A 19,882-nucleotide genomic window follows, 5' to 3' on the forward strand; every position below is an offset into this window, starting at 1 on the left:
ATTCCCGCTGCGATGTCAATTCGATGGCATTGTGTCCTGTTTGCACGACCGGACAGTGTTTGGCGTCCCGCATTGCAGTTGCAATTGGAGCGTGCCAGGGTCCGTCGCACGCGCCGCGGCTCGGCCATTCACGACGGCAGCGCATACGAGCCTGCGGACGGCCATCTTGAGTTCGACTGACTATCGTCCCGACATCGACTGCCTACGTGCCTTCGCGGTCACGTCGGTGATCGCGTTCCATTACGACATCTCGCCGTTCCGCAGCGGCTATGTCGGCGTTGACGTGTTCTTCGTCATCTCGGGCTTCCTCATCACGCGGATCATTCATGCCGAGGCGCAGGCCGGCACATTCTCGTTCGCTGCCTTCTACCGGCGCCGCGCCCGGCGCATCCTGCCCGCGGCGTTCGCGATGGTCTGCGCCACACTGCTCGGTGCGAGCCTGATCCAGCTGCCGCGCGAGACGGTGTCAACCGCCCATCAGGCGCTGGCCGTCCTGACCTTCTGCTCCAACATCCTGTTCTGGTTGCAACAGGGCTATTTTGACGCCGCGGCCATCACCAAGCCGCTGCTCCACACCTGGTCGCTCGGCGTCGAGGAGCAGTATTATCTGCTGTTTCCGGCGCTGGCGCTGGCCGTCTTTGCGCTCCGTCGCTCGCTGATGCTGGCGAGCCTCGGCGCCGTCTGCGCGGTCTCGCTCCTGCTCTGCGTGGTCCAGACCCGGATCCAGCCGGCGGCCGCGTTCTATCTGCTGCCGGCGCGCGCCTGGCAGCTCGCGCTTGGAGCACTGCTTGCCGTCGAGTCCGTTCCGGCGCTCCGCGGACAGTGGATGAGGATCGCGGTGGCCGCGCTGGGATGGATCGCGCTCGGCGCCTCCGCCAACGTGTTCTCGCCGCGCACGCCCTATCCCGGCGTCGCCGCGCTGCTGCCCTGCCTCGGAGCGGCCGCGGTGATCTGGGCCAATCCCACCCCGAGCAAGGCCGTGCTGACGGCCTTCAAGCCGATGATCATGGTCGGGCTGTGGTCCTACTCGCTCTATCTCTGGCACTGGCCAGTGGTCTCGTTCGCGGCCGCCATCTGGGGCCCGCCGAGCTCGATCATGGACAAGCTCGCGCTGCTCGGCGCCTGCGCAACGCTGGCGCTGACGAGCTTCTATCTGATCGAGCAGCCCGCCCGACGTGCCGCATGGCCGGTCACCGCACGTGCGCTCATGGCGATCGGCGCGACCGCGATCGGGGCCTGCGCGATCATGATCTGGTCCGCGGGTTTCCCCGCGCGCTTCTCGCCGCAGCAGCGGGCCTTGGTCGACTTCCTGAGCTACGACCACAAGACCGTCTATGAGGAGGGGACCTGCTTCCTCTACCCGGGCCAGACGTTCGACATGTTGCAGCCTGCCTGCCTCGTCGAAGGGACGCGCCCCAACATCCTGCTGTGGGGCGACAGCCATGCCGCACACCTCGCTCACGGCCTGAGGCGCGCGCTACCTCAAGCTACGCTGTTGCGCGCGACGCTAGCGCAATGCATTCCCCACGACGAGCCGGGACAATCGGCCGCCTGCGCCGACTTCAATGGCCGGCTGCCCGGACTGGTGCGCGCTCTCGCGCCCGACATCGTGATCCTGTCTGGCAACTGGACGCGCACGGCCATGGCGCCCACCGCACGCGAGAACCTGCTCGCCACGATCAACGCGATCACGCGGGCCGGCAGCCGCGTGGTGGTGATCGGGCCGAGCCCGCAATTCGATCGTCCACTGCCGGATCTCCTCATCGCGGCATCACGCTTCGGCATCTCCCCGGACGGGCACATGTTGGATACGTTCAGCGGCATCGACGGCTTTCTGCAAGCCCTGCTAAAGGATTTCCCGCAGACCGACTACGTGTCGCTGCTCACTCTTCTCTGCCCCGGCAAGGATTGCGTTCTGCAGACATCCAGCGGCGCACCGCTTGCCTGGGACGACGGCCATTTCACCGCACAAGGGTCCGAGCTTGCCGCCGCGCGCATCGTCGCGGCCTCGCCCACACTCGCGCCCTTCGCGCCCAAGAGCGAATAGCGCCACCTAATCGTCCGACAAGAACCTCGCGAACACCGGCGCGGCGCGCTCGCCCATGCGCTGGGCCCCTGCCACGGTGAAATGGCCGGCATCCTGGAACAGCCACACGCCACCCTCCACGACCGGGCAATCCTGGTCGCAATAGACCTCCGAGGGCCTGAGCAGCGTCACCTTGGCCAACGGCCTGATCGCCTCCGACAGGACGGCATCGATGATGCGGTTGGTCGCCACCGCCTCGCCCTTCGGCACGGCATCGCACGGCTTGGCGGGCGCATGCCAGCGCGGCCCCGGCAGCATGCGTAGCTGATCGAAGGCGCAATTCACCGGACGGACCTGGCCGCCGACGACGAGGAAATGCCGGCCCGGCCGGTCGAGCAGACGGATCGTCTCGGCAAGATGAGCGGCGACCGCGGCGTTGCGGGCCTGCGCTGCCGGCCCATCGCCGAGATCGAGATAATGCTGCCACGCCTGCCCGATCACCACGAAATCGGCCTGCGACTGCCGGATCCGCGGCAGCTCGCTGTCGCGCAACTCTGCGCACACCTGGGCCCGAGGTCCCTCCGCGGTGAGCCCCGCGAGCGTGGGACATCCGCTCATGGTGGAGACGTGCCCGATCATGCCGCGCGCCTTCAGCGTCGCATCGAGCGCGGCGACATATTGCTGGACGTAGGAATCGCCGAGCAGCTCGACGCCGCGCGTGCCGTCGAGATCGCCGAACGCGCAGAGACGGCCGAAGGTGCGGCCGCATTTGTTGAGGCCGAAGCCCTGCAGCTGGAACAGCGCGAGCTGGTCGTCGGGCAGTCGCGACACGACGCCGTTGGCGCGGAACGTCACATGGGTGAGCGCGGCACCCACGATGAGCACGGTCGCAAAGCTCGCCACCTGCGCGACCCTCGGCCACGGCAGCCGCCGCAGCGGCCGCTCGACGATGACGAACATCAGCGTGGTCAGCACCGCCATCAGCGCGAGCTGCGCCGCCAGTCCCGCCGCGGTCTGCGCCGCATCGCCGAAGATGAAGCGGACGAAGAAGATCACGGGCCAGTGCACGAGATAGAGCGAATAGGACGCAGCGCCGACGGCGCGAACCGGGCGAGCCATCACCAGCGACGTCGGGGCATTGGCCGCGATGATGACGGCTGTGGCGATGCAGGGCAGCAGCGCGGCGACGCCTGCCTGGGACTGATGGCTGCCGATGAGGAGAAGGCTGCCGAACAACAGAACGTCGCCGCAGGCGGCGGCGAGAGAGCGTGCGCGCGGCGACGCTGCCAGGCGGGCCTCGAGCGGAATGGCGAGCGCGCCGAGCGCGAATTCGAACACCCGGAACGGCGTCAGGAAGAACACCGCCTCTGGATCGCGCGGCAACCAGAGTGCGGCCGCGGCAAAGGACAACAACCCGATCGCCGCAATGGCACGGAACACATGCCGACGCGTACCGGCCCACATCAGGAGCAGCGGCGCCAGCGCGTAGAATTGAACCTCCGCCGACAGCGACCACAAATGCAGCAGCGGCAACTGATCCGCGCTCGGCGCGAAATAGGCGCTGGCCTCGCGCCAATATTGGATGTTGGCGATGGAGAGCAGCCCGTGGGTCGCCTCCTTGGCGAGCTGGCGCAGGGCCTCCGGCGACAGGAACAGCCAGCCGACCGCGAACGTCGCCGCTGTCGTCGTGACCAGCGCCGGCAGGATGCGCCGTGCCCTGCGCAGATAGAACTCCGACAGCGAGAACCGCTGCGCGGCGACGTCGCGCAGGATCTGCCCGGTGATGAGATAGCCGGAGATGACGAAGAAGATGTCGACGCCGGCATAGCCGGCCTCGAAACCCGTGATCTTCAGATGGAAGAGAATGACGATGACGACAGCGATCGCCCGAAGGGCATCGATGTCAGCCCGATGACTGCGTTCCAATGTCGTCCACTCCGCGCATTCCTCGAGGCGGACGAGTTGCGCAGACACGAATGGCAACAGCAGGAAACAGTCATGACGTCATCGGACCCATCCGATGACACCGCGCCGGCGATGCCGTGGCGGACGTGAAGGAAGTTTGCTGAAGTCGGCCGCAAGTTCGGCAATCCGTTGAACGATCAGCTCGAATACGGCAATCTGGCGGCGCTGAGGGACCATGCGGGGCTGAGGACGGTGATGAACCTGTTGCGAGGAGAATGGCGGGCAGCGTTCGCGGGAATAGCCGTCTCGGCGCTGCTGGCGGCAGCCACCGCAGCCGCGGCGCAAGCCCAGACGCCTGCTCCCGCGCCCGGTCCCGCTCAGACCACGGTCGAACGCAACGCCAAGGGCGTCGCCGGCAAGCCGATCCAGGTCGGGATCTATCTCAACGTCCAGCCCGACTGCTCGTCCGGCCCCCTTCCCTCCATCCGTCTGCTGACGGCGCCGGGCAACGGCACCGTCACGATCAAGCGCGGCAAGGTCAGCGCGACCAACTACAAGCAGTGCCTCGCCCTGGAGGTGCCGGGCTCCATCGCCTTCTATCAGTCGAGGGCCGACTTCGCCGGCACCGACACGGTGACGCTCGAGGTCAAGTTCCCGCAGGGCCGCACCGAAGTGCAGCGGATCATGATCAACGTCGGCGTCGGGCCGGCGGGGCAGAAGATCTGAGCCGCAGCGCATCGGCGACGCCGCCTCCCTGAGAAAAGGGCCACCTCATGGGCGGCCCTTTGCTTCTGCTTGTCCCAAGCCGGCCGGGTCAGACGTGGACCTGCGTCTGGGCGTGGCTGTTGTCGATGATCATCTTGATCACGTCGTCGCCGGCCGTGAGGTTGCCGCCGGTGTCCTTGATCGTCGCGACGTTGGTCCAGCCGGAGCCGGCGTTGATCTGCAGCGTCAGGTCGCCGTTGTTCAGAACGCCACTGCCGTTGGCCGAGGCCAGGCTGGTGTGCCCGCCGCTGTCGACGAAGCGCACCGCGTCGGCATGGTTGCCGGACACGCTGGCCAAGAGGCCCGAGAGGTCGATGACGTCGCCGGAGGTCCCGGTCTGGAAATCCAGGATGGTGTCGAGCCCGCCGCCGGCGAGATCGCCGGCGTTCCACTTGAACGTGTCGGACCCGCCGTTGCCCGTGAGCTGGTCGGAGCCGGCGCCGCCGATGAGAACGTCAGCGCTGCCCGACCCATTGATCGTATCATTGTAGTTCGAACCGATCACGCCTTCCATATTCTTGTAGCTGTCCGTGCCGAGACCAGGAATGGACACATTCGTGGCGGTCGAGCTTTGAGTCAGCGTCAACGTAAAACCGGCCGTGGCATCCGAGAAGTCGAGCAGGTCGATCCCTGCCCCGCCATCGATGGTGTCGTTGCCGCCGCCGCCGCGGATGATGTCGTCGCCGTCGCCGCCATTGATCGTGTTGGCAGCACTGCTGCCGATCAGGATGTCGTCGCCCGAGCCACCGGTCACGCGCTCGATATTGGCGATCGAGCCGAAGCCGATGGCCGTGCCGGCGCCGAGATTGACCGTCACGTCCTCGCTGGTGATGTAAGTCAGCGTATCGCTGCTGCTGCTGCCGAGATCGGCGGTCACGGCCTCGATATTGCTGAGCTTGGTCCCGTTGACGTCGGTGATCACGCCGCCGGCAACCGTGACGTAGATCAGATCCTGCGACGACGTCCCCTCGATGACGAACGTGTCGGTGCCGATGCCGCCGTCGACGGTGTCGACGCCGTCGTTGACGCCCCAATAGAAGGTGTCGTTGCCGGAGCCGCCGATGGTGACGTCGTTGCCGCTGCCGCCCCGGATGGAGTCGTTGCCGGCGCCGCCGTTGATATAGTCGTTGCCGGAGCCGCCGAGCAGCGTGTCGTTGCCGCCGAGGCCGTAGATGCCGTCATCGTCGGCGCCGCCGTTGAAGTTGTTGCCGCCGCTCGACCCGATCATCACGTCGTAGCCGTTGTTGGCATTGGCCTCGAGCGTGTTGTCGACCGTGGCGGTGATCGCGTCGCCGTCGTTGGCACTGTAGCCGGACAGCCACGGCGCCGAGCCGACCACCCACGACTTGTCCGACAGCGAGTTGATGGTGAGATTGAGCGCACCATTGTCGAGCGCGTTGAAGGCGAGATAGGTCGACACAGACGACACCGAATCGGTGGCCGTCACCTTGTAAACGTACAGGCCCGCATCGCTGTTGTTCGGATCGCCGGTGAACTGGTTTCCGGTCCGATGGATCCAGCTGTCGTCGCCGGTCGAGCTGTAGACGAGGCTGTAGGTGTAGGTGACCGTCCCCGTTCCGCCTGAGAACAGCGTTGCCGCATTCAGGCTGATCACGTTCGGCGAGTCGGTGTTCTGCGACAGCGCATAGCGTCCGTCGGCGCTCGTGGTGTCCACGACGGCCAGCGGCGCCGGCTCGTTCGTGCCGTTGATGGTCACGTCGATGACCTGGCTGGCCGTGCCGTCGACCGACTTCACGGTCAGCGTGTCGTGCTTGACGTCGCCATTGTTGAGCGCCTGGACGTTGGCCGCCGAATTGTTCAGCGTATAGCCCCAGGCCCCGGTCACCGCGTTGAAGGTGAAGGTGCCATACGTCCCCGCCAGTGAAGCGGGCGTCTGGAACTGGGCTTCCCCGCTATCGACGTCGGTAACCGTCAGGGTCCCGCCGGCCGTCAGCGTGCCGTCCTCCTTGACCGTCCCGCTTGCCGTGCCCGCGATCGACGCCGCATCGTTGACGCCGTTCACCGTGACGGTGACGGTCTGCGTCGTCGTCCCGCCGTGACCGTCGTCGATCTTCACCGTGTAGGTCTGATCGATATGGTCGCTGGCGCGCAGCGACTGGATGTCGGCGTCGTTGACGGTGAACGTCCAGTTCACCTTGTGGCCGGTATTGTCGACCGTGGCGTTGAACGAGCCGTAGTAGTTGCTGCCGGCCGGTGTCGTGTAGGTCACGGTCTGGGCATCGCCGTCTACGTCGGTGAAGGCGATCGCGCCGGACGCCCGCTCCACGCCCGGTGTCACGACCGTGCTGGGTTGCACCGAGATGTCGTCGATGACGGCACCACCTGCGCTCGCGAACTTGATCGTCGTCGACGTCGAGGTCGCGGTGAACTGGTAGGTCTGCTCCGTCCAGCCAAAGTTCCAGGCGCTCGTCGTCAGAAGGGGTGTTCCATCAACGGATGATGTCACGGCCGTACCGTAGGTCATCACGTAGAAGTCGACGGTATAGGTCACGCCGACGACGGTGCTGATGGTCTGGCTCATCGAGCTCGATGCGCCGTAGAAGTCGGCCGAGCCGCCATCCGTGCGGCCGCCCACGACGGTGACGGCATGGGCGCCCCCGACCGTCCACGCATCCAGCGTGTAGAAGTTGCCGTTGTAGTAGCCGAACGAGCCGTTCTGGATCAGGTTGCCGCTCGGCGCCGCATAGGAGGCGTCCTCGGTGACGCTTGCCGCGGTCGTTCCGGCTCCGAAGGTCGGCGCGTGGTTCGGCGCCGTGACCGAGCCGGTCTGGCCGCTGGTCACGTTCTCGGCAAAGCCCTGGCCGTCGGTATAGGTAACGTTGGCCGAGATCTTGTGGCCGACGTCGTTGGACCCCAGCGTATAGGTCGAGCCGGTTGCGCCGTTGATGACGGCGCCGTCCCGCAGCCAGTGATAGACGACGTTCGACGCGGCGCCATCCGGATCGCTGCCGAGATTGGCGGTCAGCGTCTGGCCCTGCGTCGCCGTGCCCGACACCGTCACGCTCGCAGCGCCGTCATTGACCGGCGTGATGGTCAGCGTGAAGGCGTCCGAGACGGCATATTCGCCGTCGCTGGCGTAGACCGTGACGTTGACCGTGCCTACGAAATTGGCCGGCGGGGTGCCGCTGAAGGTGCCGGTCGTGGCGTCGAAGTGCAACCACGCCGGCAGGTTGCTGCCGTCGCTGAGGTTCGCCGACAGCGTCAGCAGGTTCGCGGTGCCATCGAAGCGGCCATCGACATCGGCAAACGTGTTCGACGGGATGGTGAAGCTGAACGGCTGATCTTCCGCCGAGCTGCGGTCGGTCAGCGCGTTCTGCAGGACCGGCGCATCATTGTTGCCGAGGATCTGGATCGTCACCGTCTTGGCGGTGCCGTCCTCCGTGTAGACCGTGAAGCTGTCGGTCAGCGTGGTCTCACCTTCCTTCAGCGCCTGGATTCTCGGGTCGTTGTTATAGATGCCGTAGGTCCACCTGCCATCGCTGCCGATGTCGTACCAGCCGTAGCCGTTGGCCGTGTTCGAGGACGTCGCCTGCCACACATCGTTGTGCCCGTCGACGTCGGTCGCATTGAGGTCGCCGCGGGCGATGCCATAGAGCGGGCTGCTCTGGCTGTTGGAGATGCCGCCCTCCTCGGCGATGGTGCCGGTGGCGTCGCCGCTGATCACGGCCGCGTCGTTGACGCCGGTGACCGTGATCTTGAGCGTCGCCGTGTTCGACACCGCGCCCGACGGATCCTTGTCGGTATAGGTGAAGGTGTCCACCGCGGGCACGCCCGCCGCCAGCGCATCGGCCTTGTCGGCGACATAGGTGTAGGAGCCGTCCGAATTCAGCGTCAGATGGCCGTAGGCGCCCTCGATCGAGGTGCCGACGCCCGCCCCCTGCGTCACGCTGCCGGTGCCGGCCACGACGCCGGACACGACGAGCGAGCTGACGGGGTTGTCGACGTCGCTGTCGGCCACCGAGCCGCCGGTCGAGCCGCGGATGACGCCATTCGCAACTGAGATGTTGAGCGTGTCATCCTCGAGCACCGCATGGGTGTCGGAGTTCGCCACCGGCGGGTGGTTGGCGGGGATGACCTCGACGCTGACCGTCTGGGTGGCACTCAGATTGCCGCCGCCAACATTGCCGTTGTCGTTGATGGTGATCGTGACCGACCCCGGCTGGTCGCTGTTCGGCGTGAACACCGCCGATGCCAGATAGGTATTCAGATCGTTGATCTTGAACCCGCTCATCGCGAGCGTCTGCTCGGCGTTGAAGACGCCGAGCAACGGAATGGACAGCGTGCCGCCGGAGATGTCGAACCTCACGGACTCGACGACATTGCCGTCCGCGTCGGAGAAGGTGATCGCGTTCGCGCCGGTGAAAGCGAACGACGCGCCTTCATCGGCGGTCACGTGCGTCGGGGCATGGATCTCCGGTGCATCGTTGACCGGCACCGCGTTGATCGTCAGCGTGCCGATGTCCGTCTGTCCGGCCGCATCACGCACCGTGTAATCCACGGTATCCGCGCCATAGAAGTCGGCCTTGGGCTTGTAGACATAGGTGCCGTCGGCATTGAAGTGAATCGTGCCGCCCTTGGCCGTCGTGAAGTCGCCCGCCACCACGCTCAGCGTGTCGCCGGTGTCCGGGTCGCGGTCGTTGTGCAGAACGCCCTGCGTCGGATCGGACACGGTCAACGTCGTGTCCTCGTTCACACTGGCCGTGTCATCCACGGCCGTGGGAGCATCCTCGATCGGGTTGATGTTGATCGTGATCGTCTGCGTCGCGCTCAGATTGCCACCGCCGACATTGCCGTTGTCGTTGATGGTGATCGTGACCGATCCCGTCGCATCGTTATCGGCTGATGGCGTGAACACCGCCGACGCCAGAATGGCGTTCAGATCGCCGATCTTGAACCCGCTCATCGCGAGCGTCTGGCTGGCGTTGTAGACGCCGAGAGACGGGATCGCGAACGTGCCGCCGGAGATGTCGAACCTCACGGACTCGACGACATCGCCGTCCGCATCGGAGAAGGAGAACGCGTTCGCGCCGGTGAAGGCGAATGGCGTATCCTCGTTCGTCGTCACCTGCGTCGGCGCATGGATCTGCGGCGCGTCGTTGACCGGGGTCACCGTGACATCGATCGTCTGCAGTGCGGTGTTGACGACGTCGGTGTGGACGTTGCCGTCCGACAACGTAGCCTGGTCGGTGACCTCCGCGACCACCGACAACGAGAACGTGCCGTTGTAGTTCGCGGGCGGCGTGATCTGCAGCGGGTGGCTGTCGAACGCGGCGATCGCGGCGGCGCTATCGATCACCCACTTGCCGGCGTCAGCGCCGGTTCCGGCATGGCCGACCGAGAAGGTCGCACCGGCCGGATAGCCCGAAAGCAGCAGCCGCAGGCTTTCGGAGCCGTCGGTATCGGTGACGGCGGCACTGATGAGCTTCAGGTTGATCGTGGTGTCCTCGGCACCCGAGGCCGGGCCGAGATCCACGAAGCCCAGCGTCAGCGCGTCCGCCTTCGGTGCGACGTCGACCGTGACATGCGCGGTCGCGGTCCCGCCATCGCCGTCGCTGACCGTGTAATCGAAGCCGGCGACGCCCGAGAAGTTCTTGTCCGGCGTGAACACCGGATTGCCGTTGGAGAGCGAAACGGTGCCGTGCGTCGCGTTCGACACGCCGGTGACGGTTAAGGTGTTGTTGTCGACGTCGGTGTCGTTGTTGAGCAGGCTGAGCAGCGCGTTGACGGTGAGCGGGCTATCCTCACTCGCCTGGACCGCGTCGTCATGAGCCACCGGCGGCGTGTTGAAGACGCCCGCGAGCGAACGGGTGCCGTCGGTGAAGGCAAAGCTCTCGTAATTCGTGAACGTATCGGTCAGGCCGTTGTGGGTGACCTGCACGCCGATCAGCGTCACGCCGTCCGTCGCGAACACCTTGGTGTAGGTCGCCTCGGCGAACTTGAAACCGAACTTCACCGTGTCGGTGTCAGAGCCGCCGTCGGACACAACGCTGGTGTTGCCGGCAAACCGGACGAGATCCAGCGTGTCGTTGCCGGAGCCGCCGTTGAACACGATGGTCGACGGCGCGATCGCCGTGCCGCTGATATCGGTGATCGTCACCGTGTCGCTGGCGGTGCCGCCGGCGATGGTGATGCGCTCGATCTCGTCGGCGCGGATCGTCGCGCCGTTCGAACCGTCATAGCGCACCAGAATGTCGGTGGCGTTGCTGGCGGACGGATCGTTCAGCGTCGGATTGATCTCGGTACCGGTCGAGGTCTTACCGATGGTGAAATTGCGCGCATTTCCATCGCCCGTGATCGCGAGCACGTCGTAGTTCGGAAAGGTCGTGCCAGACTCCGAGCCGCCGTCGATGACGTCGCTGCCATCGCCCACCGTGTAGAGGAAGGTGTCGTTGCCAGCGCCGCCGAACAGCCGGTCGCCACCTCCTCCGCCGATGATGATGTCGTTGCCGGCGCCGCCAAACAGGGCATCGCCGCCCACGCCGTTGCCGCCGACCAGAATGTCGTCGCCATTTGAGCCGTGGGCCTCGGTCACGCTGCCGAGCTTGTCGGTGCCGACCACCTTGTCGGTCACCGCGGCGCGGTCGGTCACGCTGTGAGCCCCGACGGTCTCGCCGACGACCGTCGCCGCGCTGTCGCCGAGATTGACGAACACCGGCGAATTCGGCGCGTCATAACGCGTCGTGGTCACGGTGCCGGCGGCATCGACCCGGACGGTGAAATTGTTGGTGAAGACGTCGTGATCGCGGTCCTCGACCGCGAAGGCGAAATTGAGGTCGAGATACTGGTCGGCGGCGCTCGAGGTCCCGATCGGCGCGGGATGATCGAGCGGCTGCAGCGAGGTGAAGTTGTAGGAGCCGGTGCCGGTCTCCGACAGCGTCACCGTGAACACGGCCGCATCAGCCGCGTTGCCCGTCACCAGACCATTCTGGCCGATGTAGCTGCCACCGCTCATGCGATAGGCGGTCAGCGTCGTGTGATCCGCCGACATCACGTAGGTCAGGCCGAAGCCGAGCGATGTCAGTCCGGAGAGCTGGTGGTCGGCTGCATCGTAGACGCGCACCGGCGACGCGCCGAAGAACGTCACCGACGGCCCGGGGCTGTCGCCATCGGCCCCATAGGTGATGCGCAGATCGACCGCGCCGGTCGAGACGCTGCCGGCTGCCTCCGAGATCGCGACGGTGTCGACGTCCTGCGACTGCGGGCTGTCATCGTTGACGGTGATGATGATCTGATCGTGCAGCGCAACGGAATCGCCGTCGGAATCGGTGGCGGTCACCGCCGTCGACAGGTCGAGCGTCAGCGTGTTGTCATGGCCGGTGCCGACGTGGTCCAGCGCGCCCTTCAGACGGAACGAATACTGGCCGGTGTTGGCATCGACCTGGAATTCGAAGATCGTGACGCTGCCAGCCTTGGCGATCAGCGTGTTGTCGACCCCCATGCTGTAGGTCAGCGCCACGCCGCCCGACGTCAGCGACAGCAGCTCGGGCGCGAGGTTGGTCTTCTCGACCGTATAGGTGCCGGGCTTGTCGGCGCCGAACGACACCAGCGAGCTCAGATTGCCGGTGAAGTAGGAATCGTTGCCGTTGCCGTCGCCATTGAGGTCGCCGCCATGGTTGCCGGTGGCGGTCACCACCGTTCCGTTCGGCAGCTCGCTCTCGTAGACCGCGGCTCTCAACACCGTCGCGGTCGCAACGGGGGTATCGTCGTCGATCGTCACCGCGAATGACGAGCTGGCGCTGTCGCCATCCGCATCGGTGGCGGTGAAGCCGAAGGTCAGCTTGACGTCGTTCTCGTTCTGGCCGGCCGGATGATCGACGTGCTTCAGCAGCGTGAAGCTGTAGCTGCCTGCACCGGAATCATCGAGCGAGACCTTGAACACCTGGCTGGCCACCGACGGCGGGTTGCCGTTGGTAGGATTGCTGCCGGTGTAGCCATAGACCGTATTGCCGACGACCCAGAGCTTGACCTGGACGCCCCCGACCGTCAGCGAGCCCGCGTCCGAAGTGGCGTTCTGGCCGTTGATGATGCCGCTGAACGCGACCGCGCGGTTCACGCCGCCGCTGTTGTTGTCGTCGGCGCCCCAGGAGATCGCCAGCGAGCCGTTGGCCGTGACATTGGCACCGGCGACGTCGCCGGTGGCCGCTCCGGTGTTGCCGCCGGAAAGCCCATCCTCGTCGACGGTCCCGGCATCAGACGTGCCGATCGCGGGCCGGCCGTTGTCGTCATTGATGGTGACGGTGAAGTTGCCGCCGGAGGCGGTATCGCCATCGGCATCGGTCGCGGTGAAGCCGAGCTTCAGCGACAGTGCATTGGTCTGGCCCGAGCCGACGTGATCGACATTGTCCAGGAGCTCGAAGGTGTAGCTGCCGGAGCCATCGTCGGACAGCGTGATGTGGAACACCTTGCGGTCATTCGTCGTGAGCTGGCCGCCATTGTCGTTGGCGACGCCCCAGATCTCGGTGTCCGACACGCGGATGAACTGCACCGCCGTGCCGTTCGACGTCAGCGTCGGACTGCCTGCGCCGGTGGTCTTGACCACGTCGCCGGTATGGATCGCGCTATCGAATGCGACGCTGCGATTGGCCGCGCCCGAATTGCTGTCGTCGGCACCCCAATTGATGTTGAGCGCGACATCGGCCGCGGTCTGGGTCTGAAACACCTCCGCGCCAGCAGAGCCGGTGGCGTTCTCGGTCAGCGTCGCGGCGGTCGGCGAACCGAGCACCGGCACGTCGTCCTTGACCGAGACGGTGAAGCTGTTGCTGGACGTGTCGCCGTCGCCATCGGTCGCCGTGAAGCTGAACGACAGCTTGACGATGTTCTCGCCGCTGCCGGCGGGATGGTCCAGAGTGCCGAGCAGCTTGAAGTTGTAGGAGCCGTCGTTCTGGTCGCTCAGCGACACTTCGAACACGCGGGCGCCGTGGGCGAGATCGCCGCCGGTGTAGCCGACGAGCACGCCGTTCTCGAAGGTGTACTTCACCGTCTGGCCATCCGACGTCAGCGTCAGATTGCGGCCCGAACTGTCCTCGGCGTCGACATTCGCGCCCGCGCTCGTGTAGCGGAAGGTGACCGAGCGGTCGCCGAGCCCGCCGCCCGAGGTCTTGTTGCTGTCGTCGGAGCCCCAGCTGATGTTGAGGTCGCCGCTGACCGCGGTCGGCGCCTTGGAGACATCCGTGCCGCCCGGCAGATCGTCCTCGTCGACGGTCCTGGCATCGCCGGCCGCCGCCACCGGCGCGGTGTCGAGCACCGTGACCTTGAAGCTGCTGGTGACGCTGTCGCCGTCGGAATCCGTGGCCTTGAAGCCGAACGTCAGCGGCAGGCTATCGTCGTTCTGGCCGGACGCCGGGTGGTCGATGTTGTCGTACAGCGTGAACTTGTAGCTGCCATCGCCGCTGTCGGACAACTGGATGGTGAAGACGGTGCGGTGATCCGCGGTGACGGCCGTCAGCAAGGTGCCGTCGCTGGAGATCGTGTAGCTGATCGCCGAGCCGTCGGAGGTCAGGCCCGTGGCGCCGGCGGCAGTGGTGAAGGCCACCGCGCGGTTGTGCCCCACGCCCGTATTGTTGTCGTCGGCCCCCCAGGAAATGTCGAGGCTGCCGGTCTGGACCGTCGAGTTCGACGCGTCTGGATGGCTGGTGTCGTAGCCGTCGGTCGGCAGGCTGGCCTCGCTGACGGTCTCGTCCTCGGCGCAGCCGACGGTCGGCACGTCGTCCGTCACCGCCACCGTGAAGCTGCTCGTGGCGCTGTCGCCGTCGGAATCGGTGGCCTTGAAGCCGAAGCTCAGCGCCAGGCTGTCGGTGCCCGACTTGCCATGGTCGAGGTTGTCGAGCAGCGTGAACTTGTAGCTGCCGTCGCCGTCATCGCTCAGCGTGACGGTGAAAACGGTGCGATGATCGGTGGTGACCGCGCTCAGCGTGGTGCCGTCGGACGAGACCACGTAACTGATCGCATAGCCGTTCGACGTCAGCCCGTCCGGGGCGGTCGTGTCGAAGAACGCCACCGAGCGGTTGTTGGTCGCGCCGGAATCGTTGTCGTCGGCGCCCCAGGAAATCGCGAGGCGGCCGGTCTGCACGGTGGAGTACGGCGAATCCGGGAACAGGACGTCGTAGAGATCGGTCGGAAGGTTGGCTTCGCTGACGGTCTCGCTCTCGGCGTGCCCGATCGTCGGGACGTCGTCGATCACGGTGACGGTGAACGTGCTGCTGCTCGAATCGCCGTCGGAATCGGTCGCGGTGTAGTCGAACGTCAGCTTGACGACGTTGCTGCCCTGCCCGGCCGGATGATCGAGATTGCCGAGCAGCTTGAAGGTGTAGGTGCCGGTACCGTCGTCATCGAGCGAGACTTCGAACACGCGCTGCCCGAAATTGAGGCTGTTGCCGGTGTAGCCGACCAGCACGCCATGATCGAAGGCGTATTTCACCTGCTGACCGTCCGAGGTCAGGCCGCTGAGGCCGACATCGCTGCCGTTGGTCACATGGACATCGGCGGCAGCGTTGGACGTGTTGGCGAAGCGGACCGAGCGATCGGCGGCGCCGCTGTCGTTGTTGTCGGCACCCCATTTGATGTTGAGCGCGCCGGTCACCTGAGGATCGCGGCTGCCGCCATCGTGGCCGCCGAAATCGTGACCGCCGAAATCGGGGCCGCAATCGCCGCCACCGGCGTTGAGACCGGCTTCGCTGATGCTCTTGGCCGCCCCGGTATGCGCCTCCGGGCTGTCGTCGTTGACGCTGACCTTGAACGTGCCGCTGACCTGATCGCCGTCGGAATCGGTGGCGACGTATTTCAGCGTCAGGGCGATGCTGTCCTCGGTGTTGGGCACCGGGTGATCGAGATTGTCGAGCAGCGTGAAGCTGTAGGATCCGGAATCGAGGTCGGACAGCTTCACCGTGAACACGGCGGCATTGGCCTTGTTGCCGGTCCAGTTGCCGTTGCCGTCGATGTAGTGCTGTCCGTCGAAGCGGTAGGCCGTGATCAACGTGCCGCCTTCGCTGACGCCGTAGGTCAACGCGACGCCGTTCGAGGTCAGGTGCTGCGCGGCGAGCGTGGTAGTGGCGTCGGATGCGAAGGTGACGGCGCGGTCGCCGTTCACCGGTGACGCACCGGTGATCCCGACATTGCCGAGATTGTTGGCGCTGTCGCTGCCCCAGGAGATGCCGAGATCGCCCGTTGCGACCGTGTTCTGGCCGGGGACGTCGCCAGGTCCGCCGGCGAGCCCGGTGGCTAGCCCGTCCTCATCGACCACGCCGGTGGCCATCTCCCGGTTCAGCACTGGCGCGTCGTCGTTGATCTTGACCTTGAAGGTGTCGGAGACCGCATCGCCATCCGAATCCGTGGCGACGAAGCCGAGGGTGAGCGTGACGTCGTCCTCGGTGTTGTGGGCCGGATGATCGATGTTGTCGATCAGCGTGAAGCTGTAGGACCCCTGCCCCTGGTCGGACAGCGACACCGTGAACACCGCAGCCGTGGCCGGATCACCGGTGGCATGGCCCTCGCCGTCGACGTAGGTGTGATGCGCTTCATCGTAGCGGTAGGCGGTCAGCATCGTGCCGCCGGCGGACACGGTGTAGGTCAGCGCGACGCCGTTCGACGTCAGATGCTGGGCGGTAAGCGTAGAGACCACGTCGACGGCGAAGGTGACGGCGCGGTCGCCGTTGACCGGCGCACCGTTGATGCCGCCGTCGACATGGCTGTTGGCGCTGTCGGCGCCCCAACGGATGCCGAGGAAGTCGGTCACCGTCAGATTGGCGCCCGCAGCGTCGTTGCCATCCGCGTAGGAATTGCCGGGATTGCCGAGACCATCCTCGTCGACCACGGAGTAGCTGACGCGCTCGCCAAACACCGGGGCGTCGTCATTGACCTCGACATTGAAGCTGCCGTGGATTGCGTCGCCGTCGGAATCGGTGGCAACGAAGCCGAAATACAGCCCTTGATTATCCTCGCTGCCGTGGACCGAATGGTCGAGATTGCCGGTAAGGTTGAAGGTGTAGGAGCCGTTGTCCAGATCCGACAGCGAGACGGTGAACACCGTGGCGCTGGCGAGGTCCTCCGTCGGCTTGCCGTTCGCGTCGACATAGGTCTCGTGGGCGGCATCGTAGCGATAGGCGGTCAGCAGCGTGCCGTTCTCGGAGACCTGATAGCTCAGCGCAATCCCGTTCGACGTCAGCCCCAGCTCCTCGAGCGAGGGAACCGTGTCCGCGGCGAAAGTGACGGCGCGATCGCCCTTGACCGACGCGCCATCAATGCCGCCGTCGACATGGCTGTTGGCGCTATCGGCGCCCCACAGGATGGCGAGCGTCTTGGTCACCGTCAGATCGGCGCCGGCGACGTCGCTGCCTTCCACGTAGCTGTCGCCGGCATTGCCGAGACCGTCCTCGTCGACCACACCGGCGCTCGGCGCATCGCCGAACTCCGGCGCGTCGTCGTTGACTTTCAGGGTGAAGCTGTCGGTCACCGCGTCACCGTCGGAATCCGTGGCGACGAAGCCGATGTTGAGCGTGACGTCGTCCTCGGTGCCGTGCACCGGGTGATCGAGATTGCCCTTCAGCTCGAACGTGTATGAGCCGCGGTCCTGATCGGACAGCGACACCGTGAACACCGTCGCGCCGGCCGAGTCCGTCGGCTTGCCGTCGGCGCCGACATAGGTCTCATGCTCGGCGTCGTAGCGATAGGCCGTGAGCAGCGTTCCGTTGTCGGACACGACGTAGGCGAGACCGAAGCCGTTCGAGGTGAGATTCCGGGCGTCGAGCGTCGCGACCACGTCGGCCGCGAAGGTCACGGCGCGGTCGCCGTTGACCGGCGTGCCATCGATGCCGCCATCGACATGGCTGTTGGCGCTGTCGGCGCCCCAGCGAATGCCGAGCGTATCGGTGACCTTCAGGTCTTCGCCATAGGCGTCGCCGTCATCCTTGTAGCTGTTGCCGGCGTTGCCGAGGCCGTCCTCGTCGACCACCGAATAGCTCGGCTTCTCGCCGAAGCTCGGGGCGTCGTCATTGACCTTCACCGTGAAGGTGTCGGTGATCGCATCGCCATCGGAATCGGTGGCGACGAAACCGATGTTGAGGGTGACGTCATCCTCGGTGCCGTGCACCGGGTGATCCAGGTTGCCCGACAGCGCGAAGGTATAGGAGCCACGGCCCTGGTCGGACAGCGACACCGTGAACACCACGGCGCCCGACAGCCCCTCGCCTTCCAGCGGCTTGCCGTTGGCATCGACATAGGTCTCGTGCGCGGCATCATAGCGATAGGCGGTCAGCACGGTGCCGTTCCCCGACACTTCGTAGCGCAGGGCAAAGCCGTCGGAGGTCAGATCCTGCGCCTCGAGCGAGGCCACCACGTTTGCGGCGAAGGTGACGGCGCGGTCGCCGTTGACCGGCGTTGCGTTGATGCCGCCGTCGACATTGTTGTTGGCGTCGTCGGAGCCCCAGCGGATTCCGAGCGTATCGGTGACCGTCAGGTCTTCGCCATAGGCGTCGCTGCCATCGGCGTAGCTGTTGCCGGCATTGCCGAGACCGTCTTCGTCGACCACCGAATAGCTCGGCTTCTCGCCGAAGCTCGGGCCGTCATCGGCGACATTGACGGTGAAGGCGCTGTTGACGGGGTCGCCGTCGGCGTCGGTCGCGACCACCTTGAAGGTCAGCGGCAGCGACGCGTCGTTGGCGCCGTTGTGGTCGATATTGTCGGACAGGGTGAAGGTGGCGCTGCCGGAGCCGGTGTCGGACAGCGACACGGTGAAGATGTTGCGCGCGCCCTCACCCTCACCTGCGGTCGCGATGATCTCGGTGCCGTTAGCCGACAGCGTGTAGGAGATGGCCTCGCCGTTCGAGGTCAGGCCCAGCGCCTGCAAGATCGCGATCTCGGACGCGTCGAACACCAGCGAGCGGTCGCCGTCGACCACGGTCCCGTTGGAGCCGCCATCGACCTTGCTGTTGCCGTTGTCGGCGCCCCAGCCGATGTGGAGATCCACGCTCGCGGTGGTCGGCTCGAAGCCGTCGCCGCCCACGACCTTGGCGACGAGCTCGCTCTCGCCGCCGCCTTCGCTGCCGCCGCCGGTGTGCTCGGCGACATTGATCGCCTCGACGGTGCCGGCGACCGGCGAATCGTCGTTGACGCCGATCACGATCGTCACCGGCGCGGTGTCGCCGCTGCCGTCGATGGCGATGACGTTGATGGTGAGGTTCAGCGTGTCTTCGGTGCCGAAGACCGGATGATCGAGCGGCTGCAGCAGCGTGACCGTATAGGTCCCCGCGATCGTCGCGTTGGCGTCGAGCGTGACGGTGAAGACCTGGTTGGCGACGATCGAGGGATCACTGCCGATATAGCCGATCAGCTCCGGCTGGCCGTTGACGGTGGTGATCGCAAAATGCACCTCCTGGCCGCCGGACGTCAGCCCGGCAAGACCAGGCTGTGACGCCGCAAACGCAAAGGCGCGGCCGATCACGTCGGTGCCGAAGTCGACGTTCAGCGAACCGGTAAAGCTCGTCGCCACGCCGCCGATGTCGCCGCTGCCGCCGGGCCGGCCTTCGGACAGGCCGTCCTCATTGAGCACCACGCTGTCGGCGACGCCGGCAATCGGCGTCGGATTCGGCGTGACCGGATTGTCGCCGAATTTGGTGGTGGTGTCCTCGGCTCCCAGCAGCCCAAGCGGCGTGCCGCCGATCAGCGCATCGATCTTGAACGTCCCGAAGTTCGCTCCGGCAGGCACGCCCGGCGCACCGGGCGTTCCCGCGGCGGGCAGCACCGACTGGTCAGTGGTGATGGGAAACAGCTCGGCGAACTGATCGCCATTGATGATTCGGTCGGGGCCGACCTCGAAGCTGACGTCCTTCAGCGGGGCGCCGTTGGTATCGAAAACCGGGTCGATGGACACCGTCGACTGATTGTCGAACAGGATGATGAGGCGGTTGCCGATCTTGACGAAGGTCAGCCGCTCGCTGGCGATGTCGCTGAAATCGATCTGGCTCTGACCGTCGAGGTGAACCGTAATGGCTTGGTTGCCCGGCGGTTTGCCGATCTTGAGGTGCTTTGCAGAGGCGCTGGATGGCTGCGAGGACGTGCCGGTCAACTGGGCCAGCAGGACAGGAGCATTCATGCGCCAAAACCTCCAAATATGGGGCGCTTTGGTGGCACTCCCATTTCTATCGTTAAACTATTATTAAACGAGAATACGGG

At 65.8% G+C, this 19,882-nt stretch carries 4 protein-coding genes; 2 read left to right on the top strand and 2 right to left on the bottom strand.

What is annotated here, in order from left to right; translation table 11 throughout:
* Positions 1-166: 166 nt before the first annotated feature.
* Positions 167-2,047 (top strand): acyltransferase family protein, encoded by a 1,881-nt coding sequence (locus QX039_RS15935; protein ID WP_315737547.1) that lies wholly within the window; start codon positions 167-169, stop codon positions 2,045-2,047.
* Positions 2,048-2,053: 6 nt separating this feature from the next.
* Here QX039_RS15935 and QX039_RS15940 read toward each other — a convergent pair whose 3' ends face one another.
* Complete coding sequence (locus tag QX039_RS15940) at positions 2,054-3,952, bottom strand: acyltransferase family protein (RefSeq protein ID WP_315737546.1); 1,899 nt, start codon at positions 3,950-3,952, stop codon at positions 2,054-2,056.
* A 168-nt stretch (positions 3,953-4,120) separates the two neighbouring features.
* Between QX039_RS15940 and QX039_RS15945 the strand changes: the two genes are divergently transcribed.
* On the top strand, positions 4,121-4,657 hold the full coding sequence (locus QX039_RS15945) for a hypothetical protein (protein ID WP_409998842.1): 537 nt from the start codon (positions 4,121-4,123) through the stop codon (positions 4,655-4,657).
* Positions 4,658-4,745: 88 nt separating this feature from the next.
* Here the strand turns inward: QX039_RS15945 and QX039_RS15950 are convergent, their stop codons facing one another.
* Positions 4,746-19,802, bottom strand: a complete 15,057-nt coding sequence (locus QX039_RS15950) for a VCBS domain-containing protein (RefSeq protein ID WP_315771132.1) — start codon at positions 19,800-19,802, stop codon at positions 4,746-4,748.
* Positions 19,803-19,882: the final 80 nt, after the last annotated feature.

The sequence above is a fragment of the Bradyrhizobium sp. SZCCHNR1043 genome (assembly GCF_032489675.1).
Classification (GTDB): domain Bacteria; phylum Pseudomonadota; class Alphaproteobacteria; order Rhizobiales; family Xanthobacteraceae; genus Bradyrhizobium.

Coding starts and splice junctions, on each gene's coding strand:
- QX039_RS15950 (WP_315771132.1), bottom strand. CDS start 19,802: ATGAATGCTCCTGTCCTGCTGGCCCAGTTGACCGGCACGTCCTCGCAG.